Raw genomic sequence first — 26,362 nt, forward strand, 5'->3', positions numbered from 1 at the left:
ACCCGGAAGCTAAGCCTTTCAGCGCCGATGGTACTGCAGGGGGGACCCTGTGGGAGAGTAGGACGCCGCCGAACAATTATTCCGGGAAAGCCCCGTGCCCTTGTGGCACGGGGCTTTTCTGCGTTCTGAGCGTCTAGGCTCGAACCATGCGCTACGAACTGGTCATCTTCGACAACGATGGTGTGCTCGTCGACAGTGAGCCGATCTCCAACACCATCCTCTCCGGCTACCTGACCGAGCTCGGTCACCCCACCTCGTACGAGGAATCGCTCCGTGACTACATGGGGTCTGCCGTGCACCGGATCCACGACCTCGTCGAGGAGAGGACCGGGGAGAAGCTGCCCGCGGACTTCGACGAGACGCTCCACTCCCGGATCTTCGCCGCGTTCCAGCAACAGCTGGAACCGGTCGAAGGGGTCGCCGACGTGCTGGGAAAGCTCGTCGCCGACGGGGTTCCGTACTGCGTAGCCTCGTCCGGGAACCACGAGCGGATCCGGGTCGGGCACCGAAAGACCGGGCTCGACCAGTGGTTCGAGGAGGAGTGGATCTTCAGCGCGGAGGACGTGGGACAGGGCAAGCCGGCGCCCGACCTGTTCCTCCATGCCGCTGAGCGGATGGGCGTTCCGCCCGAGAGGTGTGTCGTCATCGAGGACAGCCCGCTCGGTGTGGAGGCGGCCCGGGCCGCGGGGATGGATGTGTACGGGTTCACGTCGATGATGCCCGCCGACCGGCTCGCCGGGGTGACCGGGCACTTCTCCGACATGGCTCAACTGCGGGAATTGCTCGCCTGATCCATCTACCCACGGGTAGGCCAGGGCCCTACGCTGCGGCCATGAAGGATGCGCGGTTGCGGCACGGTAGGGCCTCCTTGGCGTTGAGCTTCTTCGTGCAGGGGGTCACCTTTGCCCTGCTCGTGACGCGTATTCCTGCCATTCAGGACCGGTACGGGATATCCGACGGCCTGCTGCCCGTGTTCCTCGCCGCCGTGCCCATCCTGGCCGGTGTGGGCAGCGTGGTCACCGAGAAGGTGGTCGCGCGGGCACGGCCCCGGGTCGTGCTCAGGTGGGCGCAGCCCGTCGTACTGCTGGCGCTGGTCGGTGTCGGGGCCGGTAGCGAGCTGTGGGAAGTGGCCGTGGCGCTCGGTGTGTTCGGGCTGTCCGTCGGGGCGCTCGACGCTTCCATGAACATGATGGGGGTCAGCCTCCAGCGGGCCTACGGGCGCAGCATCATGCTCGGGTTCCATGCCGCGTACAGCCTGGGTGGGATCGCCGGGGCGTCGATGGCGTGGGCCGGGGCGCACTGGGATCTGACGCTGCTGATCTCGTATCTGCCGGCGGTCGTCGTGCTGCTGCCGGCCGCGTTCATCGGGAGCCGGTGGTACGTCGAGGGTGCCGAGGGGAAGGCGGAGGGCGACGGGCCGCGGAAAGAGGTCTCCTCGGGGGTCTCGGTCTCGTTCAAGCTGCTGATGCCGCTCTGTCTGGTGATGAGCTTCGCGTACATCGGGGACTCGACGGTCTCCAACTGGAGCGCGAAGTATCTGCAGGACGTGCTGGGGAGCTCGGAGCAGCTGTCGACCGTTCCGTACAACGTCTACATGGTGACGACGCTGCTGGGGCGGGCCGTGGGGGACTTCGGGGTGCGGCGGTTCGGGGCCGTGGCTGTCGTGCGGTTCGGGAGTGTGCTGGCCGCGGCCGGGTTCGGGGTGGTGGCGGTTGCTTCCGGTGCGTGGATCGGGATGCTCGGATTCACCATGCTGGGGCTGGGGCTCTGTGTGATCGTGCCTCAGACGTTCGCGGCGGCGGGGCGGATGTTCCCCGGTGCGAGCGATACGGCGATCGCGCGGCTGAACGTCTTCAACTATGTGGGGTTCCTGGTGGGGTCGCCGTTGGTCGGGGCGCTGGGGGACGCGTGGAGCTACCGGGGCGCGATGCTCGTCCCGATGGTGCTGGTGCTCGCGACGCTCGTGTACGCCAAGTCGTTCGGTCCGGAGCCTGCCCGATACGGTGGCGGGCATGAGCGGCCGCGCACAGTTGATGTGGGATGACGCAGTAACGGGATACGACTTCGGGAACAGTCATCCGATGGACCCCGTCAGGCTGGCCCTGACGATGGGTCTGGTGCGGGCGTACGGGCTCGACAGTGCCGTGGATGTGGTGGCTGCCAAGCCGGCCGGGGACTCCACGCTGCGGCTCGTGCACCGCGAGGACTATGTGGCGGCCGTGCGCGCGGCCTCGGCGGACCCCAAGGCAGCCGATCAGAACTACGGGCTCGGGACGATGGACGATCCGGCGTTCGCGGGGATGCACGAAGTGTCGGCGCTGATCGCCGGGCAGTCGGTGGCGGCGGCCGAGGCGGTGTGGCGCGGGTCCACGGCGCATGCGGTGAACTTCGCGGGCGGGCTGCACCATGCGATGCCGGGTGGTGCGTCGGGGTTCTGTATCTACAACGACCCGGCGCTGGCCATTGCCCGGCTGCTGGAGCTGGGTGTGGAGCGGGTCGCGTACATCGATGTGGATGTGCACCACGGTGACGGGGTGCAGGCTGCGTTCTGGGAGGACCCGCGGGTTCTGACGGTGTCGCTGCACGAGCATCCGCGGACGCTCTTTCCGCAGACCGGCTGGCCGGAGGAGACCGGTGCCGGTGCGGGGGAGGGTGCCGCGGTGAATGTGGCGCTGCCTGCCGGTACGGGGGACGCGGGATGGCTGCGGGCGTTCCATGCGGTGGTGCCGGAGCTGCTGGCGGACTTCCGGCCGCAGGTGCTGGTGACCCAGCACGGTGCCGATACGCACTTCGAGGACCCGCTCGCGCATCTGGCGGTGTCGCTGGACGCGCAGCGGTCGGTGATGGAGTCGTGTCACGAGCTCGCCCATGAGTACGTGGAGGGCGGGCGGTGGGTGGCGCTCGGCGGCGGGGGGTATGCGGTCGTCGACGTGGTGCCGCGGTCCTGGACGCATCTGGTGGGAATCGCCGCGCATACGCCGGTGGACCCGGAATCGGTGATTCCTGCTTCGTGGCGGGACGAGGTCTACGCCCGGACGCGGCAGTTGGGGCCGGGTCGGATGACGGACGGGCGTACGCCGTCGTGGCAGCCGTGGGAGAGCGGGTACGACCCGGCGGACCGGCTCGACCAGGCGGTGCTCGCGACCAGGCGGGCGGCGTTCCCGTTGCGGGGGCTGCTGGCCTGAAACGGGCGGGGACGGTCCCGGTGCGACCGATTCCGTGCTGATGTGAGGAGTGGTTGCGCCAACTGAGGAATGGTTACGCCAACTGTGGGGCGTAGTCGGGCTTCTGTCCCCCCGTCCGGGTGGTTGGAGGAGCATCGGCAGGGTGTTGAGCACCGGAGCGCTGCGTGCGCATCTGCTGGCGGCCCGGCTGGCCGGGGCCGTGGCCACCTCGCGGGAGGTGAGCCTGCGGAGCTATCGGCTGTTCGCGGCGAGGGATCCGCGGGTGCTGCTCGGGCTCAACCCCGAATGGGGGTGGGAGGAGTGCGATCTGCTTCGGTTGATGGCCGACAAGTGCGGAGTCTCGGACGATCCTGCTCATGTTTCGGGTCCTGATGTGATCGATCCGGAGCGCACCTTGGCTGGTCTGGACGCGTTTGCCGAGCGGTTGTCGAATGTGGCGGCCCGGCGGGCACCGGTGCTGCTCGGGACCGGCCATCCGCACCGGCTGCTCGGCTTCTACGCCGCGTTGGCAGACGCTTTGTCGGCGGCCGGCTGCGCTGTACTCACCCCGGCGCAGGGGCGATGTATCGACATAACGACCCGGTTCGGCCTACGCACCTACAACCTTGATTACGTACGGGGAGTCGCCCTGGTGCGCGAACCCGGCGTGCGGGACCGCGGTAGTGAGCCGGGCGCACATACCCACTCGCCGCTGCCGGTTCGGGTGGCGCTGGAGGCCGCGGTGGCTGACCATGGGCGGCTGCCCGAGCTGGTCGTCGGGGACCACGGATGGGTCTGCGGGGCAGGTCAGCTGGGCATTGAGGCGATCGGCCTGGCGGACACGGACGATCCTGCGCTGTTCGTCGGCGAGGCCGAGGGGCAGGTGTCGGTCGCCGTTCCGCTTGATGACGCCGTTCGGTCCGCTTACTACCGGCCACTCACTCGCTATGTACTCAATCGGGCGTGTCTGTCACAGTAGGCGGCCGATGGTCCCTCCTCTTCCCCACTCGCATCACCCGCCCCTAATCTGGGGAGTGAGCGCACAACGACGAAGAGTCACCGGAGGGGAAGCCGGTGCGCGTCTCGTGCGGAAGGTACAGGTGGGTCATGGCTGCTGGCAGCGAGAGGCCTCTCAACGAGGTCAAGTTTCTGACCGTGGCGGAAGTCGCCTCGGTCATGCGGGTGTCGAAGATGACCGTGTACCGCTTGGTGCACAGTGGTCATCTGCCGGCGATCCGGGTGGGCAGGTCCTTCCGGGTCCCGGAGCAAGCGGTTCACGAGTATCTCCGCGAGTCCTTTGTGGGGGTGGAGTCGGCCTGAGGTTGGCCTCGGATTACGTCCCTCACCCGGTGGCGGGTAGGCTAGGCCGACGTAGGTCGTGTGGGCCCAGACGCCCCGCACCAGTGAAGAGAAGTGAGCGAGGGTAGTCGTGGGCTCTGTTATCAAGAAGCGGCGCAAGCGGATGGCCAAGAAGAAGCACCGCAAGCTGCTCAAGCGCACGCGCGTTCAGCGCCGCAACAAGAAGTAGGCGAACGCAGTTCGTGAATCCGCAGCCCTCCCACCGACATGGTGGGAGGGCTGCGGTGCGTTGTGCGGGCGGCTGTGCACATATTTGGGCCAAAGACTCGGCAGAACGCCGCCGCGCAGTCATCACAGGGCAACATCCACCCGCTACGGTGACGGCCAGGGGAAACCTCTTCGACGGAAGGCGCTGATCTTGGGGAAGGTCGTGCTCGTCACGGGAGCGGCCCGGCAGCTGGGCGGCCGATTCGTGCGGCGCATCCAGCGTGACCCGGAGGTGGACCGGGTGATCGCCGTCGACGCGATCGCGCCGGGGCACCAATTGGGTGATGCCGACTTCGTCCGCGCGGACATCCGCCGGCCCGCGATCGCCAGAGTCCTCGCCGAGCACACCGTCGACACGGTCGTGCATCTGGACGTCAGCGGCAAGGCGCTCGGGGCCGGTGGCCGCACCACGGTCAAGGAAACCAATGTCATCGGCACCATGCAGCTGCTCGGTGCCTGTCAGAAGTCGCCGACGGTGCGGCGGCTGGTGATCAAGTCGAGTACGGGTGTGTACGGCTCCGCACCGCGCGATCCGGCGGTCTTCACCGAGACCACCCCGCCCAAGTCCCTGCCGAGCGGGGGCTTCGCGAAGGACGCGGTGGAGGTCGAGGGGTACGTACGGGGCTTCGCGCGCCGCAGGCCGGACGTCGCCGTGTGCGTGCTGAGGTTCGCGAACATCCTGGGGCCGGACGCGGACTCGCCGCTCGCCGACTATCTGTCGCTGCCCGTCCTGCCGACCGTATTCGGGTACGACCCCCGGCTCCAGTTCGTCCATGAGGACGACGTCATCGACGTACTGAGGATCGCCTCGCATGAACCGCGGCGCGGGACGCTGAACAGTGGCACGTTCAATATCGCGGGCGACGGGGTGCTGCTGCTGTCGCAGTGTTCGCGGCGGCTCGGGCGGCCGACGATGCCGGTGCCCCTGCCCGCCGTCACCTGGGTGGGCCAAGCGCTCCGCACTGTTGGCATGACGGACTTCTCACCGGAGCAGATCCGGCTGTTGACGCACGGCAGGGTGGTCTCCACCGTGCAGATGCGCGAGACGCTGGGCTTCCATCCGGGATTCACCACCGCGGAGACCTTCGCGGACTTCGCGCGGAACCAGGCACCCGGACTGCTGCCGCCCGAGATGGTCGGCAGGGCCGTCGACCGGCTGGCGGCGATGCCGTTCGCCGGTGGGACCGGCGAGGTCCCGGGAATCACCGGGACCGACGACACACAACCGACCCACAGCGCGAGATAGAGGAGCGCACCGACGATGGCGGATGCCAAGGTCATTCCGTTCGACGACGACCGTTCGCGGTCGGGTGGCGTGCCGCGGTCGGCGCGGCGGCGGTCCGGGGCGGGTCCCGCGGTGGGCACTGCGGCCCTGAGCGCCCTGCCCGGGCAGTTGGACGCCGCGCCGGTCCATGAGGCGGTGCAGGGGGGCGGGGAGCCCGTGGAGGGCGTGCAGGACGAGGTGCGGCGCGGCAACTGGGACCGGCGGATCGCGGGTGGGCTCGCGTTTCTTCGTCGGCGGGTCACCGGCGAGTACGAGGTCGACGAGTTCGGGTACGACAAGGAACTCACCGATCAGGTTCTGATGTCGATGCTGCGGCCGATGTACGAGAAGTACTTCCGGGTCGAGGTGCGGGGCATCGAGAACATCCCGTCGGACGGCGGCGCGCTGATCGTGGCCAACCACTCGGGGACGTTGCCGCTGGACGGGCTGATGCTCCAGGTTGCCGTGCACGACAACCATCCGGCGGGCCGGCATCTGCGGCTGCTCGCCGCGGATCTGGTCTTCGTGCTGCCGGTGGTGAACGAGCTGGCCAGGAAGGCCGGGCACACACTGGCCTGCGCGGAGGACGCGGAGCGGCTGCTCAGACAGGGCGAGGTCGTCGGTGTGATGCCGGAGGGCTTCAAGGGCATCGGGAAGCCGTTCGGCGAGCGGTACAAGCTGCAGCGGTTCGGGCGGGGCGGCTTCGTGTCGACGGCGTTGCGGGCCGGAGTGCCGATTGTGCCGTGCTCGATCGTGGGTGCGGAGGAGATCTATCCGATGATCGGCAACGCGAAAACTCTGGCGCGGGTGCTGGGGGTTCCGTACTTCCCGATCACACCCACGTTTCCTTGGCTGGGGCCGTTGGGGGCGGTGCCGTTGCCGACGAAGTGGACGATTCAATTCGGGGAGCCGATTCCCACGGACGGGTATCCGGTGGAGGCGGCGGAGGATCCGATGCTGATGTTCAACCTGACGGATCAGGTGCGGGAGCAGATTCAGCACACGCTGTACAAGCTGTTGGTGCAGCGGAGGTCGGTGTTCTTCTGACGGCGAGTGTCCTCAACCGCCGGAAGGGGTGAGCGACCGGCGGACGGGCTTGGGGGAATCCGTCCGCCGGACAGTCACTTGTTTTCGTCCTCGCTGTTGAATCCCAGGCCCGGGAGCAGGCCGGGGAGAAGGGGCGGCAGCGTCACGTCCGGGGCGGGCGGGGTGCTGTCCCTGCCCGTTGTGGGCAGGATGGCGCCCGGGGACGGTGTGTCCAGGAAGCCGTCCGTGCCGCCTGCGATCAGGTTGTCCTCCGGGGTGGAGGCGGAGCCGGACGGGTCCGGGGTACCGCCGCTGCCCGTCTGGCCCTGTGAGACCTCGGGGGAGGAGGGGGCCGGGTCGTCCGTGCCGGGTGACCCGTCGGTCTGCTGCGAGGAGCCGGACTCCTGGGAGTCGGTGCTCCGGTCCGGGTTGCGGGGGAGCAGGGACTGCAGCGGCGCGACCTCTTCGTCTATGGCCTCGAAGACCGAGCTCACCTCGTCCCCGACGTCCGTCAGCTGGACCGGCAGACGGTCGCGCAGGGTGCTCCAACTGCCGCGGTGGGAGCGGGAGAAGGAGTCCAGGGTCTGGATGGGTCCGAGTGCTCCGTCACGCTGGTACGCGGCGTGGAGCAGGCGGTGGCCCTCGGTGGCGTCGTGCGTCATGCCGTTGAGGGTGCGTCTGATCTCGCCGAGTGATTCGTGGTCCAGATCGCCCGCGCGGTCACGCTCCATCAGTCTGCGGGCCTCGCTCAGCCTGGTCGACGCCTGGTCGAGGTAGACCTCGCCGCGGTCGGCGTCGCCGTCGGCCATGCCGAGGTGGATGTCCTCCATGCCGCGCTTCAGCCCGTACAGCGAATCACCCGGCAGGGCGTCGGAACTGGCCGCGGCCACTCCGCCGAAGGCTCCCGCGGCCACACCGACGGTGAGCCCGCCGGCCGCGATGCCCTTCGTCCAGCGGGAGCGGGGGCGCAACTTCCTGAGCGGGGAGGCCCGGTGGGCCCCCCTGCTCCGTTGTTCGGGCACCGTAGGGCCTGTGGACGCGCCGCCCTCGGCAAACAGGGCCTCCATGGCGGCGACGAGCTGGGCTCGTTGCACCATTTTGACCTCGGGATCCAAATTCGGCCTCGGCAGCTCACCGAGGCCGTTCGCCAGGGCCAACAGCGTTCCGTGGTCGGCCGGTTCGGCCGGGTCCTCGGGCTGTACGGCCGCCGCACCCTGGAGCTCCTGCTCCTCCAGGGCCTGGGCGAAGGCGTTCGCCCGCCGGTGTGCCGAAACGTTTGCGATCACTGGCGGCACCTCCTCTCGTCATGACGGTCGACCCCCCTGGGGGTCCGGAAGGTTGCACACCTTGAGCGCTTCCACACGAAAGAGTGAGTGTCGGCGGACATGGAGTGACGACAGGGGGCCTGCAACCGGCATAACGAGTGGCGCGGCACATGGGTTACGCACGAAAGATGATCGGACCAGTGCGTGAGGGATGTGTTGCAGAGCGTGTTCAGCGGGCATCGTCCGGCAGGAGCCGGGCCAGTGTGCGGACGGCGCGGTACTGCAAGGTTTTGATCGCGCCTTCGTTCTTTCCCATCACGCGGGCCGTCTCGGCGACCGAGAGGCCCTGCAGGAAGCGCAGCGTCACGCACTCCTGCTGCTGGGGGTTGAGTCGGCGCACGGCTTGCAGCAGTGCGGCGTTGGAGAGGGACTCCAGGACGGAGTCCTCCGGGCTGCGCTCGACCTCGTTGGCGTCGAGCATTTCGCCGGTGGTCACTTCCAGTCGGAAACGACTGGACTTGAAGTGGTCGGCGACCAGGTTGCGGGCGATCGTGACCAGCCAGGCGCCGAAGTCGCGGCCCTGCCAGGTGAACGTGGAGATGCGGCGCAGGGCGCGCAGGAAGGTCTCACTGGTGAGGTCCTCCGCCGTCGCCTTGCCGCCCACGCGGTAGTAGATGTACCGGTACACGGTGTCGCTGTACTGGTCGTAGAGACGGCCGAAGGCGTCAGCCTCACCGGCCTGTGCGCGCTCGACGAGATCCATCATGCGCGCGCTGTCGCTGTCGGCGGTCGGCCGACGAACGGTGGACGTGGTCGTTGCGCCGCGGTTGCTGCGTCTTCCGACCGCTGCACCGCGTTCGGCCAGGGCATAGCAAGGGCCGACAGGTGCAGGGGCGGCAAAAGCGGGTACGGCGTACGCGGTGGGGACGAAGCCGCGCAAGCGGTCGGCGACCGTTGCGCGCAGCGTAGCCAGGCCCGAGGCGTCAACCCCGACGTGTGGGTACACGGGACTCCCAGAGGCAGAGCTTCCATCACGTGCAGTGCGAAACCGTCACTCGTCGTAGTGAGTGGTGGGTTCCGGAATGCGTCTGAGGAGAATAACGCTTCGTACAGGCAGTGCTACACCCAGTTGCTCAAATCATCGGTTCCGTCGCTTCTGTAGCGACTATGAGGCGCATCAAGTAGCACATCGTGACCGGTTATTGATCGGATTACTTCGTGATCTGCCTGCGGCCGCAACGGGTTGTGGTCGGGTGCACGCAATCCGACTGGCGGGAGCGGTCAGCGGGCAGGGGGTCCCGATTGGCGGCAGGGAGCCGGGCGTGGCTCGGCCCCCTGCGCGGGGGAGCCTCCGCGTGCGGTCAGCGGCGGCGGCGGTGCAGGGCGACGGCGGCCGCGGTGCCGCCCGCGAGGGCGCCGACACCGGCCGCGGCCGGAATGCCGACCTTGGCCGCCTTGCGACCCGTGCGGTAGTCGCGCAGCCGCCAGTCGAGGGCCCGGGCGTGCTTGCGGAGCTTTGTGTCCGGGTTGATCGCGTAGGGGTGGCCGACCAGGGACAGCATCGGGATGTCGTTGTGCGAATCGCTGTACGCCGCGCAGCGGGCGAGGTCGAGGCCCTCGGCGGCGGCCAGGGCGCGGACCGCCTCGGCCTTCGCGGGCCCGTGCAGCGGCTCGCCGACCAGGCGGCCTGTGTAGACGCCGTCGACGGACTCGGCGACCGTGCCGAGCGCGCCGGTCAGCCCGAGGCGGCGGGCGATGATCGTGGCGGTCTCCACCGGGGCGGCGGTGACCAGCCAGACCTTCTGCCCGGCGTCGAGGTGGGCCTGGGCGAGGGCGCGGGTGCCCGGCCAGATGCGGTCGGCCATGTACTCGTCGTAGATCTCCTCGCCGATGGACATCAGCTCGGAGACGCGGTGGCCCTTGACGATGGACAGGGCGCTGTCGCGGGCGTCCTGCATGTGTTCCGGGTCCTCCACGCCGGCCAGCCTGAACCAGGCCTGCTGCCAGGCGAACCGGGTCAGTTCGCGGCGCTGGAAGAACTTCCGTTTGTACAGCCCGCGGCCGAAGTGGAAGATCGCCGCGCCCTGCATGACGGTGTTGTCCAGGTCGAAGAAGGCGGCAGCCCGGTCGTCGCCGACGACCGGGAAGGCCGGTTCCGGCTCCGCGGTCGTGGCGGGGGTCTCGTCGGTGGATCGTTCGGCGGGCTGTTCGGCGTGGAGTGACGACTTCCGCGCTGCCTCGGCTGCTGCCTCGCCTGCCAGCACGCTCCGTGCTGTCGCGGAACGCCTACGTGGTGTGAGCCATCCAAGAGCGGCCATGTCGTGAGCATAGCCAGTCCGTTGACCCCTTCCCGACCTGCCGGGATGCGGTGACGTGAACTCTCGGCGGCCGAATTGTTAAACGGGCGATTCGGGGCGTACCGGATCAGTGGCGGATGAATTCCGGAAAGGGCGGGCGGTCGGCGCAGAATGAAGGCATGAGTGCCTTGCTGCGTCGTGTGAAGAAGAAGCCCGCGGACCGGGTGGTGACCCTGGTCGGGAAGCCGGGGTGTCACCTCTGTGACGACGCGAGGCTGGTGGTGCGGGAGGTCTGTGAGGAGACCGGCGCGTCCTGGGAGGAGAAGGACATCACTCAGGACGAGGCGCTGCACCGGGAGTACTGGGAGCAGATTCCGGTCGTCCTCATTGATAACGAACAGCACACGTTCTGGCGGGTGGACCCGGCGAGGCTGCGCAGCGCGCTGCTTTCCTGAGTGAAACCCGGTTACCATCGTGGGCGTTTTGAGTGATCTCGGGGGCGTGGTCGTGAGGAGTGTGTACTGCTTTGCCCCCTTCGAGCCTGCAACGGGCTGATGCGATCCAAGGTTCCGGGATCGCGCGACGGATGTGCGTGACCCCGGTCACTTTGACCGGACAAAACGGACACCATCTTTGTGCACGCGTTCACAAAGACATAGCCTGCATTCGACGGGGCGGTCTTGGAACGTATGGCCGCCTGCAGCCCCGCTCATCCCGCAGGAGCACCGTGGCAACTGGCCGAACTCACCGACCGGCGACCCGTAGCCGAGGAATTCCCGAGGCCACCGTCGCCCGGCTTCCGCTGTATCTCCGCGCACTGACCGCGCTCTCCGAGCGCTCGGTCCCCACGGTTTCGTCCGAGGAACTCGCCGCGGCGGCGGGAGTCAACTCTGCCAAGCTGCGCAAGGACTTCAGCTACCTCGGCTCCTACGGGACGCGTGGTGTCGGGTACGACGTCGAGTACCTCGTCTACCAGATCTCCCGCGAGCTCGGGCTCACCCAGGACTGGCCTGTCGTCATCGTCGGTATCGGTAATCTCGGTGCCGCGCTCGCCAACTACGGCGGCTTCGCCTCCCGCGGTTTCCGGGTCGCCGCGCTGATCGACGCGGACCCCGCGATGACCGGTACGCCCGTCGCCGGGATCCCCGTCCAGCACGCCGACGAGCTGGAGAAGATCGTCAGCGACAACGGCGTGTCGATCGGTGTCATCTCCACCCCGGCCGGTGCCGCCCAGCAGGTCTGCGACCGCCTCGTCGCCGCGGGCGTCACCTCCATCCTGAACTTCGCGCCGACGGTGCTCTCCGTGCCCGACGGCGTCGACGTCCGCAAGGTCGACCTCTCGATCGAACTCCAGATCCTCGCCTTCCACGAACAGCGCAAGGCCGGCGAGGAAGCCGCTGCCGGGGGCGACGTCGACCAGGCCGCGCCGCCCGTGCGCGCCGCCGCGAGCAGCAGCCGGAAGGGACCCGACGGGGACATGCCCGCCGTGATGCCGGCATGAGTCTTCTTGTCGTAGGGCTGAGCCACCGCAGCGCACCGGTCTCCGTACTGGAGCGGGCGTCGCTGGCTGCCGAGACGCAGGCCAAGCTGCTGCAGGACACCCTGGCAGCGGAGCCCGCGGCCGAGGCCACCGTCCTGGCCACCTGTAACCGCATCGAGCTGTACGCCGACGTGGACAAGTTCCACGCGGGCGTCGCCGAGCTGTCCACGCTCCTCGCGCAGCACAGCGGGGTCGGGCTGGACGAGCTCACTCCGTATCTCTATGTGCACTACGAGGACCGGGCCGTCCACCACCTCTTCTCGGTGGCGTGCGGGCTGGACTCGATGGTCGTCGGCGAGGGCCAGATCCTGGGCCAGATCAAGGACGCGCTGGCGCTGGGGCAGGAGAGCCACACCGCGGGCCGGCTGCTGAACGACCTCTTCCAGCAGTCCCTGCGGGTCGGCAAGCGCGCGCACAGCGAGACCGGGATCGACCGGGCCGGGCAGTCGCTCGTCACTTTCGGCCTGCAGCAGCTCGCGGGCGGCGCCGACACCGCCGACTGGGCCAGCGGCAAGCGTGCTCTGGTGATCGGCGCCGGTTCGATGTCGTCGCTGGCCGCCGCCACACTGGCCCGTACCGGTGTCGCCGAGATCGTCGTCGCCAACCGGACCCGGGCCCGCGCCGACCGGCTCGTCGAGATCCTGGGCCAGGCCGGTGGCACGGGAGTGACCGCCCGGGCCGTCGAGATGGCCGCGGTCTCCGACGAACTGACACGTGCCGATGTCGTCGTGTCCTGCACCGGTGCGACGGGACTCGTCCTGACCGGTGAGACCGTCGCCGGTGCGCTCGGCCTGCCGTTCGACGCGGCCGCCACCGCCGTGGAGGCGCCCGCCGTGCTCGCCGCCGACCTGGACCAGCACGCCGCGTGGGTGGAGAAGGGTTCCGCCGCCACGACCGCGCAGGCACAGGCCGTGCGCCAGGCCACCGTGCCCGCGCAGTCCACCGGCCCCGTCCGGCTCGCCCTGCTCGACCTCGCCATGCCGCGCGACATCGACGGCGCGGCGGCCCGCCTCGCCGGTGTGCGCCTCGTCGACATCGAGTCGCTCGCCGAGGCGTCCGCGGACGCTCCGATGGCTGCCGATGTGGACCAGGTGCGCACCATCGTCGCCGACGAGGTCGCCGCGTTCGGCGCCGCCCAGCGCGCCGCCCACATCACCCCGACCGTGGTCGCCCTGCGCACCATGGCCGCCGATGTGGTGGCCGGCGAGATCGCGCGGCTCGACGGACGCCTCCCCGACCTGGACGAGAAGCAGCGCGCCGAGATCACGCAGACCGTGCGCCGCGTCGTCGACAAGCTCCTGCACGCGCCCACCGTGCGGGTCAAGCAGCTCGCCAGTGAGCCCGGCGGCGCCGGGTACGCCGACGCGCTGCGGGAACTCTTCGACCTCGACCCGCAGACGGTCGCCGCCGTCTCCCGGGCAGACCTGAACGACCCGAATCGAGGGCGGTCATGACCGACAACTCACCCCGCGCGCAGACCGGCGCGCCGCTCCGGCTGGGCACCCGGCGCAGCAAGCTCGCCATGGCGCAGTCCGGCCTTGTCGCCGACGCGGTCAGCGAGGTGACCGGGCGCGCCGTCGAGCTCGTCGAGGTCACCACGTACGGAGACATCTCCAAGGAGCATCTCGCGCAGATCGGCGGCACCGGCGTGTTCGTCGCGGCGCTGCGTGAGGCGCTGCTGCGGGGCGAGGTGGACTTCGCCGTCCACTCGCTCAAGGACCTGCCGACCGCACAGCCCGAGGGTCTCGTGCTCGCTGCCGTTCCGCGGCGCGAGGACCCGCGCGACGTGCTGGTGGCGCGGGACGGGCTGACCTTCGAGCAGCTGCCGTCCGGCGCCCGCATAGGCACCGGCTCGCTGCGCCGTATGGCGCAGCTCAACGCGTACGCCCGCAGCCACGGCCTCGACATCGAGACCGTGCCGATCCGTGGCAACGTCGATACGCGTATCGGATTTGTACGAAGCGGTGAACTGGACGCGGTGGTTCTCGCCGCGGCCGGGCTCAGCCGCCTCGGCCGGACCGGTGAGGTGACCGACTTCCTGCCGGTCGACACCGTTCTGCCCGCTCCCGGTCAGGGAGCACTGGCGATCGAATGCGCTGCAACCAGCGCGGACCTCGCCGCCGCGCTCGCCGAGCTCGACGACCCGTACACCCGGGTCGCCGTGACCGCCGAGCGGTCCCTGCTCGCCGCCCTGGAGGCCGGCTGCTCCGCACCTGTGGGTGCGCTGGCCGACCTCCTGGTCGACGGACAGGCTGTCAACGAACTGCGCCTGCGCGGTGTCGTCGGTTCCACCGACGGCGCCTCGCTGGTACAGATGTCCATCACCGGTCCCGTCCCCACGTCGCACGACGACGCGGCGGCCCTCGGTCGCGAGCTCGCGACCGAGATGCTTGCCAAGGGTGCGGCCGGTCTTATGGGGGAGCGAGCACTTTGAGCCCCACCGGCCCCGCCGTATCCGACTTTCCGGTCCTGTCCGCAGGGCACGTCACCTTCCTCGGCGCCGGTCCCGGCGATCCGGGACTGCTGACTCTGCGCGCTGTCGAGGCGCTCGCGAGCGCGGACGTTCTTGTCGCCGAGCCGGACGTGCTCTGCGTTGTTCGCGGCCATGCGCGGGCAGGCGTAAGCACGCCTGAGCTGGCGGTTGTTGACGTGTCGTCAACAGCCGCCGGTGTGCCCGTTCTCAGGGACGCGGCCAATCTTGTCATGGAGGCCGCGAAGGGCGGCAGGCGGGTCGTCCGTGCTGTCTCCGGCGACCCCGGCCTGGACGGCTCCGCGGGCGCGGAGATGCTCGCCTGCGCCGCCGCCGGTATTCCCTTCGAGGTCGTTCCGGGTGTCGCGAACGCCGTGGGCGTGCCCGCGTACGCCGGTGTGCCGCTGCGTGACGCGCAGGGCGCCGACGTCCGCTTCGTCGACGCCCGCACCGCCTCGGACCGCTGCTGGACCGAGATCGGCGCGAGCGACGCCACGGCTGTCGTCTCGACGACGCTGGACTCGGTCGCGGCCACCGCGGGCGAGCTGGTCTCGGCGGGCCGCAAGCCCGACACCCCGCTCACCGTCACGGTCGCGGGTACGACGACCCGGCAGCGCACCTGGACGGCGACCCTCGGGACGATCGCCCAGGTTCTCAAGCAGGCGAAGGTGCTGCCGTCGCCGGACGGGCACCAGCCGGTCATAGCCGTGGTCGGTGAGCGCAGCTCCGCCGCCCAGCGCGACCAGCTCTCGTGGTTCGAGTCCAAGCCGCTCTTCGGCTGGAAGGTGCTCGTGCCGCGTACGAAGGAGCAGGCGGCGTCGCTCTCCGACCAGCTGCGTTCGTACGGCGCCGTGCCGCACGAGGTCCCGACGATCGCCGTCGAGCCGCCGCGTACGCCCCAGCAGATGGAGCGCGCGGTCAAGGGCCTCGTCACGGGCCGCTACGAGTGGATCGCCTTCACCAGCGTCAATGCGGTCAAGGCCGTCCGGGAGAAGTTCGAGGAGTACGGGCTCGACGCCCGTGCCTTCGCCGGGATCAAGGTCGCGGCGGTCGGCGAGCAGACCGCCGCCGCGCTGATCGACTTCGGTGTGAAGCCGGACCTGGTGCCGTCCGGTGAGCAGTCCGCCGCCGGTCTGCTGGAGGACTGGCCGCCCTACGACCCGGTCTTCGACCCGATCGACCGTGTCTTCCTGCCGCGCGCCGACATCGCCACGGAGACACTGGTCGCCGGGCTCATCGAGTTGGGCTGGGAGGTCGACGACGTCACCGCCTACCGCACGGTCCGCGCCTCGCCGCCGCCGTCCGACACCCGTGAGGCCATCAAGGGCGGCGGTTTCGACGCGGTGCTCTTCACCTCGTCGTCGACCGTCCGGAACCTGGTCGGCATCGCGGGCAAGCCGCACAACGTGACTGTCATCGCGTGTATCGGCCCCGCCACGGCGAAGACCGCCGAGGAGCACGGTCTGCGGGTGGACGTGCTGTCGCCGGAGCCGTCGGTGCACAAGCTGGCCGCGGCGCTCGCCGAGTTCGGCGCGCAGCGCCGGGACGCGGCGAAGGAGGCCGGTGACCCGGTGACGCGGCCGAGCGAGCGGCGTCCTGGGGCGCGGAGGCGTCGTACGACGACCTGACCGGCCCGTTCGGGGGTGTTCCGGAGCCTCAGGGGCCCGGCTGTTTCGGCAGCCGGGCCCCTGCCCGTTCTCCCGTTCGTTTTTCCGGCGCAGGTGTCGGTAAGACGGTGGTGTGTACGGGTCTATCGTCGAAGGATGACTGTGTACGGAAACTTCCCCGGCTCCCGCCCCCGGCGGCTGCGGACGACCCCGACGATGCGGCGGATGGTCGCCGAGACACGGCTCGACCCGGCGAACCTGATCCTGCCCGCGTTCGTACGCGAGGGCATCACGGCGCCCGTCGCCATCTCGGCCATGCCCGGTGTCCAGCAGCACACCCTGGACACCCTCCGGAAGGCCGCCGTCGACGCGGTCTCGGCCGGGGTCTCCGGGATCATGCTCTTCGGCGTCCCGGCGGACGAGAAGAAGGACGCCCGGGGAACCGCGGGCACCGATCCGGACGGCATCCTCCAGGTCGGTCTGCGCGCGGTGCGCGAAGAGGTCGGTGACGATCTCGTCGTCATGTCGGACCTGTGCCTCGACGAGTACACGGACCACGGTCATTGCGGTGTGCTGACCGCCGACGGCCGCGTCGACAACGACGCCACCCTCGAGCGGTACGCCGAGATGGCCCAGGTCCAGGCGGATGCGGGTGCCCATGTGGTCGGCCCCAGCGGCATGATGGACGGTCAGGTCGGCGTGATCCGCGACGCGCTCGACCGGACCGGGCACGAGGACGTGTCGATCCTCGCCTACACGGTGAAGTACTCGTCGGCGTTCTACGGACCGTTCCGTGAGGCGGTCGGCTCCTCGCTGAAGGGCGACCGCAAGACGTATCAGCAGGACCCGGCGAACAGCCGCGAGTCCCTGCGCGAGCTGGCGCTCGACCTCGACGAGGGCGCCGACATGGTCATGGTCAAGCCGGCCGGACCGTACCTGGACATCCTGGCGAAGGTCGCCGACTCGGTGGACGTGCCGGTCGCCGCGTACCAGATCAGCGGCGAGTACGCGATGATCGAGGCCGCCGCCGAGAAGGGCTGGATCGACCGCGACGCGGCGATCATGGAAAGCCTGACCGGGATCCGGCGCGCGGGTGCGCAGATGATTCTGACGTACTGGGCGACGGAGGTCGGCGAGCGGCTGCGCCGCTCGTAGCGGCCGGCACCTGGAGCCCGCGTCGCCTCAGGCCGCGGGTTCCCGGCCCCAGGACGAGAGGATGCGGACCGCTTCATGGCCGAGCGTGGCGTCCGCGGACAGCTGGTGCAGCAGCTCGATCCGCTTGTCGCTGGGGCCCGCCTCGTCGAGCGCCGCCAGGGCGTTGTCCCGTACGAGCCGGTCGAAGTCGTCCATGATGGCGGCGGCCAGGACTTCGTGGACCTCCGGGTCGTCGGCGTAGGGTCCGAGCGCCATGGCCGCGTACTGGCGGACCAGATCGTCGTCGGGGCCACGCACCACGGCCAGCAGCGCCCGGCCCGCGTGGAGCCGTGACTCGGCCTCGGCCGGCGGCCGCAGGCGCAGGACCGTGGTGGCTTCGACCCGTGCGAGGTCGTACTCCTCCTGGTCGGCGGTCACCGAGGTGAGGAAGGGCCAGGCGGCCGGATGGTCCGGGCGGTCGGCGAGTGCGTCGCCCATTGCGGCGATGAGTTGGCGCTTTTCATCGCTTTCGGCGGGCAGTGCACGGAACTGCTCGATGAGGCTGTCTGTCCGGTCCATGAAGTGTGCGCTGCCCGGTGCGCGGTGAAGTATTCCTTCGGCGGACGTGTCCGGCCCCGGCGGGAGCCGGCCGGGGAACGGACGAGGTGCGTCCTCAGTCCCACCAGAACGACCAGGAATCCTCGCCCAGCACGTACTGGTCCGCGTAGGCGCGGAGGGTGTCCGGGGTGTTGTGGGCGATGTTGTCCGGGCAGAACGCGAAGTGCTCGGCGGCGACCGCTACCGCTTCGTCGACCGTGGTCGGCGGGGTGGCCACCGAGACGATCAGATGGTCGAAGCCGAGCGCCACGACGCGTATGCCGAAGCGGTCCTCCCAGGACCGGAGCACCGCGCAGAGCCGTGCCACGTCGTTCTCGTAATTGAGCGGTCCCGTCCAGCCGATCGCCGCCGGTATGTCCGCGCTGCGCCGCGCGGGGACCAGCGCCGCCCGGGCTCCCGGCGTGCGGCCGTCCGCGTCGGTTAGCCGAGCGGCGATCTCGGCGGCCCGTTCCTCCGCGTCGGCGGGGTCGCTCACGGACGGGGTGGGCGCCAGGCCCGGCCACTCCGGGCCGAACGGCTCGATCGCCGCCCCTTCCAGCTCGTCCTCCGCGTACTCCTCCCAGAGCTCGCCCAGTACGTCCTCCGCGTGGTGGTCACCCGGGTACGACGTCCTGCCGGGGCTGAGCTCCCACTTCTCGGGCCACTCGCCGCGTGTCCCGCCGTCGAGGAGGACAGGGAGGAGCCCGACCGACCTGCCTTCGTCGAGCAGCCGGGGCCAGGTGTCCGGGGTCGCGGATCCGTCCGCGTACCAGAGCAGGGGTTCGTGCCACGGTCCGTCGTGCGTCGCGTCGACCAGCGTGCCGGGCGGGAGCTGGAGCCCGGAAGTGGCCAGTGTCGGAAGGGGGTTCGGGAGTGTCGCCATGCCGGTGACCTTAGAGGCCGCCACTGACAATCGACGGTCGGGCCCCCGGCGTCGGCGCGCTCGACGTGACCGGTGAAAGCGGCCCGGGCGGCGGGGCGACGGTGAAGGTGCGGGCGTCGGGGTCGTGTGGTGCGCGTTCGGTCAGGGCGGCTCGGGTGCGGTGAACTCGACCGGCCTCCCGGAACATCGGATGCGGGCGGCATTCGCCGTGGGTGTCAGGTGCACGAACATCGCCATGCGGCCGATGCCAGTGCTGTGGCCGCACGGCTCGACCGGGTCCGTCCGGTTGCCGTTGTGTCCTCAATCGCCGGACGGGCTCGAAATTCAAGGCCGTCCGGCGGATCGAGGACACGGCGTGGCCGCAGGTCCTTACGAGGCTGCCTGTACCGCCTGCCGGGCAGGGTCCCGCGTCAGCTCGCCGGCCGGCGGTGTGCCGAGTCGGCGCAGGCGTGCCGTGCAGACGATGCCGATCGCCGAGATCACCATCAGCATGACGGCCGGTGGCCAGTAGTGGCCGCCCGCGGCTGCCGCGAGGGAGACCGCGGCGAGCGGTGCGAGGCCGCCGAAGACCATGTTGCAGAGCTGGTAGGAGAGGGAGATGCCGGTGTAGCGGACGTGCGTGGCGAAGCCTTCGACGAGGATCGACGCGATGGGTCCGTACAGCGCGGACATCACCAGGCGCATGGCCAGCATCATCAGCCAGATGAGGAAGACGCTGCCGGTGCCCAGCACCATGAACTGCGGCAGGGCGAGGACGATGACGCCCACGAGGCCGGCGATCACGACCTTGTGCGGTCCGACCCGGTCGGCGAGCCAGGACAGCCAGGGCGTGACGAGGAGTTCCAGGAAGGCTGCCAGGGTGAGGCCGTTGAGCAGCATGGACTCCGACAGGTGGAGGTCCCCGGTGCCGTAGGAGAGCAGGAAGCTGGTGACGACGTAGTAGCCGCCGGTCGCGGTGGCCAGCGCGAAGACGCCGATGAGGACCGTTCGCCAGGCCTTCTGGAAGACCTCCACGACAGGCAGCTTGGCCGCCTCTTCCGCCTTCGCCCCCTGTTCCTTGCGCACCTCCTCCATGACCGGGGACTCCTCCAGCTTGACCCGGACGATCAGCCCCACGATCACCAGCACGGCGGAGGCCAGGAAGGGCACGCGCCAGCCCCAGCTCATGAACGCGTCGTCGCCGAAGAGGTTCATCAGACTGAAGGCGCCGGTCGACAGCAACGCGCCGACCGAGGAGCCGAGTTGGGCGAACGATCCGAAGAAGGCGGCCCTGCCGCGCGGGGCGTTCTCCACGGCGATGAGTACCGCGCCGCCCCATTCCCCGCCGATCGCGATGCCCTGGACCAGGCGCAGCACGATGAGCAGGATCGGGGCGAGCGCGCCGACCTGGGCGTACGTGGGCAGCAGGCCGATGGCGAAGGACGCGACGCCCATCATCACCAGCGTGATGACCAGGGTCTTCTTGCGTCCGACGCGGTCACCGATGTGTCCGAAGACGATGCCGCCGAGCGGGCGCAGCAGGAAGCCGATGGCGAAGGTCGCGAAGGCGGACAGGGTCCTGAGATACGGCGACATGTCCGGCGGGAAGAACACGTCGTTGAAGACGATCGCCGCTGCGGTGGCGAACGCGTAGAAGTCGTACCACTCGATGGAGGTCCCGGCCAGCGCCGCGAAGGCGGCTCTGTACGGGCTCTTTCTGGTGCTGGACTGCGGGGACATGGGGCCTCCGGGGGCGGGAGGGGTGGCGGGGAAGGGGATGGTGCGAGCGGGAGGGAGTGGGTCAGCGGCCGGGGGCGGACCAGGCGCGGGTGCCCCCGATCCAGGTCTCGCGTACGCCGATGGAGGTGAGTCCGGCCGGGTCCGCGGTGAGCGGGTCGCTTTCCAGGACGACGAAGTCGGCGAGCATGCCCGGGGCCAGCGCGCCCACGGCGTGTTCGCGGTGCAGGGCGCGGGCGGCCGACTCGGTGTGCGCGCGCAGACCGTCCGCCACGGGCATCCGCAGCGAGGCGTCGCCGAGGACGGTGCCGAGGACGGTGCGCCGGGTCGCGGCGGCGGAGACGGCCTCCAGCGGGGCGGGCGGGGCGACGGGGGCGTCCGAGCTGATGGCGACGGGGACACCCGCGGTGAGGCAGGCGCCTGCCGGGTTGTAGCGGTGGCCGAGGTCGCCGACTGCGGTCAGTGTGCCGTCGCCGGTGCGCAGGTGGTGCTGGGGCTGCATCACCGGGATGACGCCCAGCCGGCCCATGCGGGCGATCTGTTCGTCGGTGGGCAGGCCCGCGTGCTCGATCCGGTGGCGCATGTCGGGGCGCTCCCGGTCGGTCTGTGCTTTCTCGACGGCGTCGAGGACCATACCGATGGCGTACGGGGACTGGGCGTGCGTGGCGGTCTGGAGCCCGGCGCGGTGGGCGCGGGTGACGAGCTCGGCGTACTCCTCCGCCGAGTGGTACAGCTGCCCGTGGTGGCAGCAGTCGGCGGCGTACCCGTCGGGGAAGTAGGCGGTCCAGCCGCCGAGCGTCCCGTCGGCGTAGAACTTGACGCCCTGGATGCGGAACAGGTCGTCTCCGAAGCCGTTCACCACGCCCAGGTCGAGCGCGGTGTCGAGGAGCGCGGAGGTGAGGTACGCGGAGACCCGCATGCGCAGGGAGCCGTCGGCGCGGGCGCGCAGATACGTCTCCATCTCGCGGCGGGACGCCTGGGCGTCGCCGACGGTGGTGACTCCGGCGGCGAGGAAGACCTCCTGGGCGCGCTGGAGGTGGTCGGCCATGATGGCGTCCGGCTCGGAGAGGTGGAAGTTCGGACCGTGGTTGCCGATCTTCACTCCGCCGGGGCCGGTGAGCAGGTCGCAGGCGGCGTCCCAGAGTTGGCCGTCGGGCTCGCCGGAGGTGAAGCGGCCGATGCTGCCACCCTCGGGGTCGGGGGTGCCTGCGGTGACGCCGCAGGTGCGCAGGGTGTGGGAGTTGACGACACCGCCATGACCGGAGGCGTTCATCACGTACACCTCGCGGTCGGTGGCGACGCGGTCGAGGTCGTGACAGGTGGGGTGGCGTTGTTCGGCGAGCCTGCGGTGCTCGTAGCCGAAGCCGCGCACCGGGACTCCGGCGGGCAGTTCGCGGGCGGCGTCGGTGAGAACGGTGACGAGCGTCTCGATGTCGGGTACGCGTTCGGGCCGGCAGTCGACCCAGGCGAGCGCCTGCCCGTACATCACCGGGTGGCAGTGGGCATCGACGAATCCGGGATGGACGAGGCCTCCGTCCAGGTCGAGGGCCTCGTCGGGCCGGCCGCCGAGCGCGGCGCGGGCGTCTTCGGCGGTGCCGACGTGGACGACCCGGCCGCCACGGACGGCCAGGGCCTCGGCGCGTACGGAGGTGCCGGGTGCGGCGACGACCGCGCCGGTCACCAGGAGCGTGCGGTCGGTGTCGTCGAGGGGGTGGTGCATGAGGGGGCCTGCTTTCGACCGGGGGACGTCCATGAGAAGCCGTACGCGCCGAGAGGTCGCGACGGCTGATTCGTTCGCATGGACGATATTCAGCAGACGATGCCTTGCCTAGACCCCTTGCTCACAAAGTTTTCGGAATGTGATGGCGTTTTTGACTTACGTATCGTCCGGCATGGCCGCAGTGGGGTGAAGCTTCTCGTCAGGGCGTGTGGTTGGTCAGGTCGTAGCGCTCCTTGATCAGTTCCAGATGGATCCAGCTCTCCACTGCGCGCACACCCGCGCAGGCCCGCATCTCCTCCAGCGTGTCGCGCACCGCCGTGAGGGACTCCGCGCTGATCGTTCCGACGAGCTCCGCGCGCCCCATGCAGGCGGAGAGGAACGAGACCCGGTCCCAGGCGGCCATGCGTCGCGCAACCGCATCCCGGTCGCCGTCCAGCCGTACGGCGAAACCGCACAGAAGGCCCAGCCCCAGCAGCTCCGGCCGCACCAGTGCGAGCACCTTGGCGACACCGCCGTCGAGGAGGCGCAGCGTGCGGGCGCGGGCGGCGCCGGGGGAGAGGCCCACGCGTTCGGCGAGTTCCGCGAAGGGCAGCCGCCCGTCGCGTTCCAGCTCGTCCAGGATCAGCCGGTCCGTCTCGTCCAGCTCCGGCACCTCGGGCCGGCCTGCCAGCAGATACGGGTCCTTGAGGTGCTCCAGGGAGATCAGTGGATCCACCACGTCCACGCCCTTCAGGGAGCGGATGGACTCCACGGCCCGGTCCAGCTCGGCCAGTCCCTTGGTGCGCAGCTCCGCCATCACCGCGCGGCTGCCCGCGGTGAGCGTGACGAACGGCGCCTGTGGCATGGCGGCGATCGCACGGGCCACCGGCTCGGCCGGGCCGCTCACGCCGATCGACAGGTGGGCCGATGCGGTCAGCTCCCGTACGGCCGGATGCACGACGGCGACCACGCGCACGCCGCCGCCCGCGAGCAGCCGCTGCACCCGGGCGCGGGTGGCGGGCCGGGAGAGGCCGACGCGCTGCGCCAGCGTCTCGTACGTCAGGCGGCCGTCCGTCTGCAGTTCGCGGACGACGGCCAGATCGGTGTGGTCCAGATCCACCTGGGCGCTTCCCCTCGGCTCGACTGCCCGGGCGGGAGCGCCCGGGGTGGGGTCCATTGTCGACCACGGGGGTGCGGGGGGCCGGACCTGGATGGTGTGCGTCAACAACGATCGCATCACCATCCCTGGACAATTTCGCCGGATGAAACGTAGGTTCTGCGCGAGTGTTGCGAACGAATCATCATTACGCGGTGCTCTGAGGAACTTGAGGAGGATGGGATGAGCCGGCCCCTGGTGGTGTTCACGGACCCCGAGGAACTCGACGTCGGTCCGGGCGCACGGCTGCTGGCCGACGCGGGATTCGACACGCGCGTCGTCGGCAGTCGCGACCCGGACGCGATTGCCGCCGTCGCGCGTGACGCCGTCGCGCTGATCGTCGGCTACGCACCCGTGGAGGCCGGGCTGCTCGACCGCCTCCCCGGTGTGGGGATGCTGGCCACCATGTCCGCCGGGTACGACATGATCGACACGGCGCAGGCGCGGCGACGCGGACTGTGGGTGAGCAACCTTCCGCATGCCGCGACCGAGGACGTCGCCGTGCATGCGCTCGCCGGCGCGCTCAGCCTGGTGCGCGCGCTGCCCCAGGCCGACGCCACCGTGCGCGGCGGCGGATGGAACACCGAATTCGCCGAAGTCCCGCGCAGGGCCGGTGAGCTGACGCTCGGACTGCTGGGCTTCGGGCGTATCGCGAGGGCCCTGGCCCGGATCGCGGCCCCCGTCTTCGGCCGCGTCGCCGCGTACGACCCGCACGCCGACGACGCAGGGTGGCCCGACGGTGTCGAACGGCTCGGCCTGGACGAGCTGGTCGCCGCCTCCGACGTGCTCTCCCTGCACACACCGCTGACTCCGCAGACCCGCGGCATGGTCGACGCGGCGCTGCTCGCCCGGATGCGACCCGGCGCCTTCCTCGTGAACGTCGCCCGCGGCGAACTCGTCGACACCGCGGCCCTGCTGGCCGCCCTGGACGGCGGTCGGCTCGGGGCGGCGGCACTGGACGTGTTCCCGGTCGAACCCCCACCACTCGACGACCCGGTGCGCAGCCACCCGCGCATCCAGCTGTCGCCGCACAGCGCCTATCTCTCCGACGCATCGCAGCGGGCTTACGTGTGCGCACCCGCCGAGAACGTCATCGCCTGGCACCGCACCGGACGGCCCCTCACCCCGGTGGTCGACCCGACCCTCGAAGGAGCCCCCTCATGACCGACGTGCAGACCGCTGACGCAACTGTCGACGAGGAGACGCGACTGCGGCGCGAACTCGCCGCCGTGTACCGGCTCGTGGCGCACTTCCGGATGACCGACCTGATCTTCACGCACATCTCGCTGAGGATTCCGGGGCCCGATCACCACTTCCTCATCAACCCCTACGGCCTCCTCTTCGAGGAGATCACCGCCTCCAACCTGGTCAAGATCGATCTGACGGGCAACCCGGTCGAGCCCACCCCGTATCCGGTCAACCCCGCGGGCTTCGTCATCCACAGCGCGATCCACGCCGCGCGCGAGGACGCCCACTGCGTGCTGCACACCCACACCAGGGCCGGCTGCGCCGTCGCGGCGCAGAGCGACGGACTGCTGCCGCTGAATCAGATGTCGATGGAGTTCTACAACCGCGTCGGCTACCACGACTACGAGGGAGTCGCCCTCAACCTCGACGAGCAGAAGCGCTTGGTGGACGACATCGGCAACCACCCGGCGCTGATCCTGCGCAACCACGGTCTGCTGACGGTCGGTGAGAGCGCGGCCCAGGCCTTCCTGCGCATGTACTACCTGGAGAAGGCCTGCGAGATCCAGGTCACCGCGCAGGCGGGCGGCGGACGGCTGACCGTCCCCTCCCCCGAGACCTGCGAGTACACCGCCCGTCAGCTCGCGGGCGAGGCGGACGCGGACTTCCAGGACGACGGGGCCTACGAGTTGGCGTGGGCGGCCATGCTGCGCCTGCTGGACCGGATGGCTCCGGACTACCGGGACTGAGCGGCGTCCGGGGGGTGGCTCGGATGCGACGGCCGTGATGGCGGAGAGACACAGCCGTCACACAGCTCCGGGCGAGGGGACTGCCAGGTTGACGTCCTACGGTCGGGAACCATGACAGCGAAACACGCGGACAAGACGGTGACCAGGCGCAAGGCGCTCGCCATCGGTGGTGGAGCGGTAGCCGGAGTGGGAGTGGTCACCGCGGTCGGCGTCAACGCCTTCGGCTCGGACGCCACCGCGGCGACGGCGACCACCGCCGGCTCCTCGTCCGCCTCCAGCGGTCAGTGCGTGCTGATGTCCGGCATCACCGAGGGGCCGTACTACCTGGACGGTGCGCTCGTACGGAAGGACATCACCGAGGGCAAGGACGGGGTCCCGCTCCACCTGGACATCACCGTTCAGGACACCACCGACTCCTGCAACCCGGTCAAGGGTGCCGCTGTCGAGATCTGGCACTGCGACGCCTGGGGCTACTACTCCGGCTACACCACGGCCAACCCCGGCGGCAGCGCGCCCGCGGAGAGCGAGGACGGCTCCTCCGCGAACGACCAGACGTATCTGCGTGGCTACCGGATAGCCAACGGGAACGGTGTCGTGAAGTTCGAGACGATCATGCCCGGCTGGTACACCCCGCGCACCTGCCACATCCACGTCAAGGTGCACACCGGTGGCGAGAAGGAGGACGGCACCTACGAGGGCGGCAAGGTGAACTACACCGGCCAGCTCTTCTTCGACGACGAGACCGCCAAGTCCGTCTTCGCCCTGGAGCCTTACTCCCAGCACTCCGGTTCGTACACCGCCCTGGACGACGACATGGTGTACGAGGGCAGCGGCGCCGCCGGCGGGCTGCTGACCCTGGAGCCGATCAACAAGAACAAGATCGAGAAGGGCTTCACCGGCACCGTCGTCCTCGGTATCGACCCGGATGCCGAGAATGACGGCGCGGGCGGCGCCGATGGCGGTACGCCCCTGAGCGGCGCGCCCACCGGTACGCCCCCGAGCGGCGCCCCGAGCGGTTCGTCCGAGCCGACCGCGTCCTCGTAA

The 26,362-nt window shown here is 69.9% G+C and carries 25 protein-coding genes and 1 rRNA gene; 18 read left to right on the plus strand and 8 right to left on the minus strand.

All coding sequences use genetic code 11. From position 1 onward, the window contains the following. The 9 genes from rrf to ACWCP8_RS31320 all read left to right on the plus strand — a co-directional run. A 5S ribosomal RNA gene (rrf, locus tag ACWCP8_RS31280) occupies nucleotides 1-74 on the plus strand; the annotation flags it as partial. A gap of 72 nt (nucleotides 75-146) precedes the next feature. Then, the gene (locus tag ACWCP8_RS31285) at nucleotides 147-791 is read left to right on the plus strand and encodes an HAD family hydrolase (RefSeq protein WP_352265184.1); all 645 of its coding nucleotides are present in this window, start codon (nucleotides 147-149) and stop codon (nucleotides 789-791) included. Nucleotides 792-832: 41 nt separating this feature from the next. Continuing rightward, nucleotides 833-2,044, plus strand: a complete 1,212-nt coding sequence (locus ACWCP8_RS31290; protein ID WP_352265185.1) for an MFS transporter — start codon at nucleotides 833-835, stop codon at nucleotides 2,042-2,044. Beyond that, nucleotides 2,013-3,185 (plus strand): acetoin utilization protein AcuC, encoded by a 1,173-nt coding sequence (locus tag ACWCP8_RS31295; RefSeq protein ID WP_352265187.1) that lies wholly within the window; start codon nucleotides 2,013-2,015, stop codon nucleotides 3,183-3,185. The genes ACWCP8_RS31290 and ACWCP8_RS31295 overlap by 32 nt, the downstream gene beginning before the upstream one ends. 142 nt (nucleotides 3,186-3,327) lie before the next feature. Continuing rightward, a complete protein-coding gene (locus tag ACWCP8_RS31300) occupies nucleotides 3,328-4,143 on the plus strand; it encodes a phosphatase (protein WP_451119521.1) in 816 nt (271 codons plus the stop codon). 128 nt (nucleotides 4,144-4,271) lie between these two features. Continuing rightward, nucleotides 4,272-4,484 (plus strand): helix-turn-helix domain-containing protein, encoded by a 213-nt coding sequence (locus ACWCP8_RS31305; protein WP_014046653.1) that lies wholly within the window; start codon nucleotides 4,272-4,274, stop codon nucleotides 4,482-4,484. 109 nt (nucleotides 4,485-4,593) lie between these two features. After that, the gene (locus ACWCP8_RS31310) at nucleotides 4,594-4,692 is read left to right on the plus strand and encodes a 30S ribosomal protein bS22 (protein ID WP_003948845.1); all 99 of its coding nucleotides are present in this window, start codon (nucleotides 4,594-4,596) and stop codon (nucleotides 4,690-4,692) included. Between the two features lie 189 nt (nucleotides 4,693-4,881). Beyond that, nucleotides 4,882-5,976, plus strand: a complete 1,095-nt coding sequence (locus tag ACWCP8_RS31315) for an NAD-dependent epimerase/dehydratase family protein (RefSeq protein ID WP_382838522.1) — start codon at nucleotides 4,882-4,884, stop codon at nucleotides 5,974-5,976. A gap of 15 nt (nucleotides 5,977-5,991) precedes the next feature. Next, nucleotides 5,992-7,041 carry a lysophospholipid acyltransferase family protein gene (locus ACWCP8_RS31320; protein ID WP_352265192.1) on the plus strand — a complete coding sequence of 350 codons (1,050 nt, stop codon included), beginning with the start codon at nucleotides 5,992-5,994 and terminating at the stop codon, nucleotides 7,039-7,041. A gap of 74 nt (nucleotides 7,042-7,115) precedes the next feature. Here ACWCP8_RS31320 and ACWCP8_RS31325 read toward each other — a convergent pair whose 3' ends face one another. From ACWCP8_RS31325 to ACWCP8_RS31335, 3 genes are all read right to left on the minus strand, one after another. Beyond that, nucleotides 7,116-8,306, minus strand: coding sequence for a DUF5667 domain-containing protein (locus tag ACWCP8_RS31325; RefSeq protein ID WP_451119524.1), 1,191 nt, complete (start codon nucleotides 8,304-8,306; stop codon nucleotides 7,116-7,118). Between the two features lie 208 nt (nucleotides 8,307-8,514). Further along, nucleotides 8,515-9,291 carry an ECF subfamily RNA polymerase sigma factor, BldN family gene (locus ACWCP8_RS31330; protein WP_030974218.1) on the minus strand — a complete coding sequence of 259 codons (777 nt, stop codon included), beginning with the start codon at nucleotides 9,289-9,291 and terminating at the stop codon, nucleotides 8,515-8,517. Between the two features lie 355 nt (nucleotides 9,292-9,646). Next, nucleotides 9,647-10,603, minus strand: coding sequence for an HAD family hydrolase (locus tag ACWCP8_RS31335; protein ID WP_451119526.1), 957 nt, complete (start codon nucleotides 10,601-10,603; stop codon nucleotides 9,647-9,649). A gap of 158 nt (nucleotides 10,604-10,761) precedes the next feature. Here ACWCP8_RS31335 and ACWCP8_RS31340 point away from each other — a divergent pair, with 158 nt between their 5' ends. The 6 genes from ACWCP8_RS31340 to hemB all read left to right on the plus strand — a co-directional run bounded on the left by ACWCP8_RS31340 (nucleotide 10,762) and on the right by hemB (nucleotide 17,354). Continuing rightward, nucleotides 10,762-11,037, plus strand: a complete 276-nt coding sequence (locus ACWCP8_RS31340; RefSeq protein ID WP_352265195.1) for a glutaredoxin family protein — start codon at nucleotides 10,762-10,764, stop codon at nucleotides 11,035-11,037. Nucleotides 11,038-11,309: 272 nt separating this feature from the next. Further along, complete coding sequence (locus ACWCP8_RS31345; RefSeq protein WP_352265196.1) at nucleotides 11,310-12,083, plus strand: redox-sensing transcriptional repressor Rex; 774 nt, start codon at nucleotides 11,310-11,312, stop codon at nucleotides 12,081-12,083. Further along, entirely contained in the window at nucleotides 12,080-13,576 is a 1,497-nt protein-coding gene (locus tag ACWCP8_RS31350; protein WP_451119528.1) for a glutamyl-tRNA reductase, read from the plus strand. Before ACWCP8_RS31345 ends, ACWCP8_RS31350 begins: the two co-directional genes overlap by 4 nt. Next, nucleotides 13,573-14,556, plus strand: a complete 984-nt coding sequence (gene hemC / locus ACWCP8_RS31355) for a hydroxymethylbilane synthase (protein WP_352265198.1) — start codon at nucleotides 13,573-13,575, stop codon at nucleotides 14,554-14,556. Before ACWCP8_RS31350 ends, hemC begins: the two co-directional genes overlap by 4 nt. Beyond that, nucleotides 14,553-16,220, plus strand: coding sequence for a bifunctional uroporphyrinogen-III C-methyltransferase/uroporphyrinogen-III synthase (locus tag ACWCP8_RS31360; protein WP_352265199.1), 1,668 nt, complete (start codon nucleotides 14,553-14,555; stop codon nucleotides 16,218-16,220). Before hemC ends, ACWCP8_RS31360 begins: the two co-directional genes overlap by 4 nt. 135 nt (nucleotides 16,221-16,355) lie before the next feature. Continuing rightward, on the plus strand, nucleotides 16,356-17,354 hold the full coding sequence (gene hemB / locus ACWCP8_RS31365; protein WP_356000005.1) for a porphobilinogen synthase: 999 nt from the start codon (nucleotides 16,356-16,358) through the stop codon (nucleotides 17,352-17,354). 27 nt (nucleotides 17,355-17,381) lie between these two features. Here the strand turns inward: hemB and ACWCP8_RS31370 are convergent, their stop codons facing one another. From ACWCP8_RS31370 to ACWCP8_RS31390, 5 genes are all read right to left on the minus strand, one after another. Then, a complete protein-coding gene (locus ACWCP8_RS31370) occupies nucleotides 17,382-17,912 on the minus strand; it encodes a HEAT repeat domain-containing protein (RefSeq protein ID WP_352265203.1) in 531 nt (176 codons plus the stop codon). A 94-nt stretch (nucleotides 17,913-18,006) separates the two neighbouring features. Continuing rightward, entirely contained in the window at nucleotides 18,007-18,813 is an 807-nt protein-coding gene (locus ACWCP8_RS31375; protein WP_451119532.1) for a DUF4253 domain-containing protein, read from the minus strand. Between the two features lie 369 nt (nucleotides 18,814-19,182). Beyond that, nucleotides 19,183-20,532, minus strand: a complete 1,350-nt coding sequence (locus ACWCP8_RS31380) for an MFS transporter (protein WP_451119534.1) — start codon at nucleotides 20,530-20,532, stop codon at nucleotides 19,183-19,185. A gap of 61 nt (nucleotides 20,533-20,593) precedes the next feature. Beyond that, the gene (locus tag ACWCP8_RS31385; RefSeq protein ID WP_451119536.1) at nucleotides 20,594-22,249 is read right to left on the minus strand and encodes an amidohydrolase; all 1,656 of its coding nucleotides are present in this window, start codon (nucleotides 22,247-22,249) and stop codon (nucleotides 20,594-20,596) included. A gap of 199 nt (nucleotides 22,250-22,448) precedes the next feature. Further along, nucleotides 22,449-23,348, minus strand: coding sequence for an Lrp/AsnC family transcriptional regulator (locus ACWCP8_RS31390; protein ID WP_352265209.1), 900 nt, complete (start codon nucleotides 23,346-23,348; stop codon nucleotides 22,449-22,451). A 219-nt stretch (nucleotides 23,349-23,567) separates the two neighbouring features. Between ACWCP8_RS31390 and ACWCP8_RS31395 the strand changes: the two genes are divergently transcribed. The 3 genes from ACWCP8_RS31395 to ACWCP8_RS31405 all read left to right on the plus strand — a co-directional run bounded on the left by ACWCP8_RS31395 (nucleotide 23,568) and on the right by ACWCP8_RS31405 (nucleotide 26,362). Then, nucleotides 23,568-24,548: a C-terminal binding protein gene (locus ACWCP8_RS31395; protein ID WP_352265211.1), complete on the plus strand. Its 981-nt coding sequence runs from the start codon at nucleotides 23,568-23,570 to the stop codon at nucleotides 24,546-24,548. Then, on the plus strand, nucleotides 24,545-25,318 hold the full coding sequence (locus ACWCP8_RS31400; RefSeq protein WP_451119539.1) for a class II aldolase/adducin family protein: 774 nt from the start codon (nucleotides 24,545-24,547) through the stop codon (nucleotides 25,316-25,318). Before ACWCP8_RS31395 ends, ACWCP8_RS31400 begins: the two co-directional genes overlap by 4 nt. 111 nt (nucleotides 25,319-25,429) lie before the next feature. Next, the gene (locus ACWCP8_RS31405; protein WP_451119541.1) at nucleotides 25,430-26,362 is read left to right on the plus strand and encodes an intradiol ring-cleavage dioxygenase; all 933 of its coding nucleotides are present in this window, start codon (nucleotides 25,430-25,432) and stop codon (nucleotides 26,360-26,362) included.

The organism is Streptomyces sp. NPDC002206 (assembly GCF_053593595.1).

Excerpts from the sequence above, each read along its gene's own strand:
- ACWCP8_RS31335 (WP_451119526.1), bottom strand. The coding sequence starts at position 10,603 with ATGGCCGCTCTTGGATGGCTCACACCACGTAGGCGTTCCGCGACAGCA.
- ACWCP8_RS31295 (WP_352265187.1), top strand. The coding sequence starts at position 2,013 with ATGAGCGGCCGCGCACAGTTGATGTGGGATGACGCAGTAACGGGATAC.
- ACWCP8_RS31305 (WP_014046653.1), top strand. The coding sequence starts at position 4,272 with ATGGCTGCTGGCAGCGAGAGGCCTCTCAACGAGGTCAAGTTTCTGACC.
- ACWCP8_RS31380 (WP_451119534.1), bottom strand. The coding sequence starts at position 20,532 with ATGTCCCCGCAGTCCAGCACCAGAAAGAGCCCGTACAGAGCCGCCTTC.
- ACWCP8_RS31285 (WP_352265184.1), top strand. The coding sequence starts at position 147 with ATGCGCTACGAACTGGTCATCTTCGACAACGATGGTGTGCTCGTCGAC.
- ACWCP8_RS31350 (WP_451119528.1), top strand. The coding sequence starts at position 12,080 with ATGAGTCTTCTTGTCGTAGGGCTGAGCCACCGCAGCGCACCGGTCTCC.
- ACWCP8_RS31375 (WP_451119532.1), bottom strand. The coding sequence starts at position 18,813 with ATGGCGACACTCCCGAACCCCCTTCCGACACTGGCCACTTCCGGGCTC.
- ACWCP8_RS31340 (WP_352265195.1), top strand. The coding sequence starts at position 10,762 with ATGAGTGCCTTGCTGCGTCGTGTGAAGAAGAAGCCCGCGGACCGGGTG.
- ACWCP8_RS31405 (WP_451119541.1), top strand. The coding sequence starts at position 25,430 with ATGACAGCGAAACACGCGGACAAGACGGTGACCAGGCGCAAGGCGCTC.
- ACWCP8_RS31290 (WP_352265185.1), top strand. The coding sequence starts at position 833 with ATGAAGGATGCGCGGTTGCGGCACGGTAGGGCCTCCTTGGCGTTGAGC.
- hemC (WP_352265198.1), top strand. The coding sequence starts at position 13,573 with ATGACCGACAACTCACCCCGCGCGCAGACCGGCGCGCCGCTCCGGCTG.
- ACWCP8_RS31395 (WP_352265211.1), top strand. The coding sequence starts at position 23,568 with ATGAGCCGGCCCCTGGTGGTGTTCACGGACCCCGAGGAACTCGACGTC.
- ACWCP8_RS31400 (WP_451119539.1), top strand. The coding sequence starts at position 24,545 with ATGACCGACGTGCAGACCGCTGACGCAACTGTCGACGAGGAGACGCGA.
- ACWCP8_RS31385 (WP_451119536.1), bottom strand. The coding sequence starts at position 22,249 with ATGCACCACCCCCTCGACGACACCGACCGCACGCTCCTGGTGACCGGC.
- hemB (WP_356000005.1), top strand. The coding sequence starts at position 16,356 with ATGACTGTGTACGGAAACTTCCCCGGCTCCCGCCCCCGGCGGCTGCGG.
- ACWCP8_RS31320 (WP_352265192.1), top strand. The coding sequence starts at position 5,992 with ATGGCGGATGCCAAGGTCATTCCGTTCGACGACGACCGTTCGCGGTCG.
- ACWCP8_RS31370 (WP_352265203.1), bottom strand. The coding sequence starts at position 17,912 with ATGGACCGGACAGACAGCCTCATCGAGCAGTTCCGTGCACTGCCCGCC.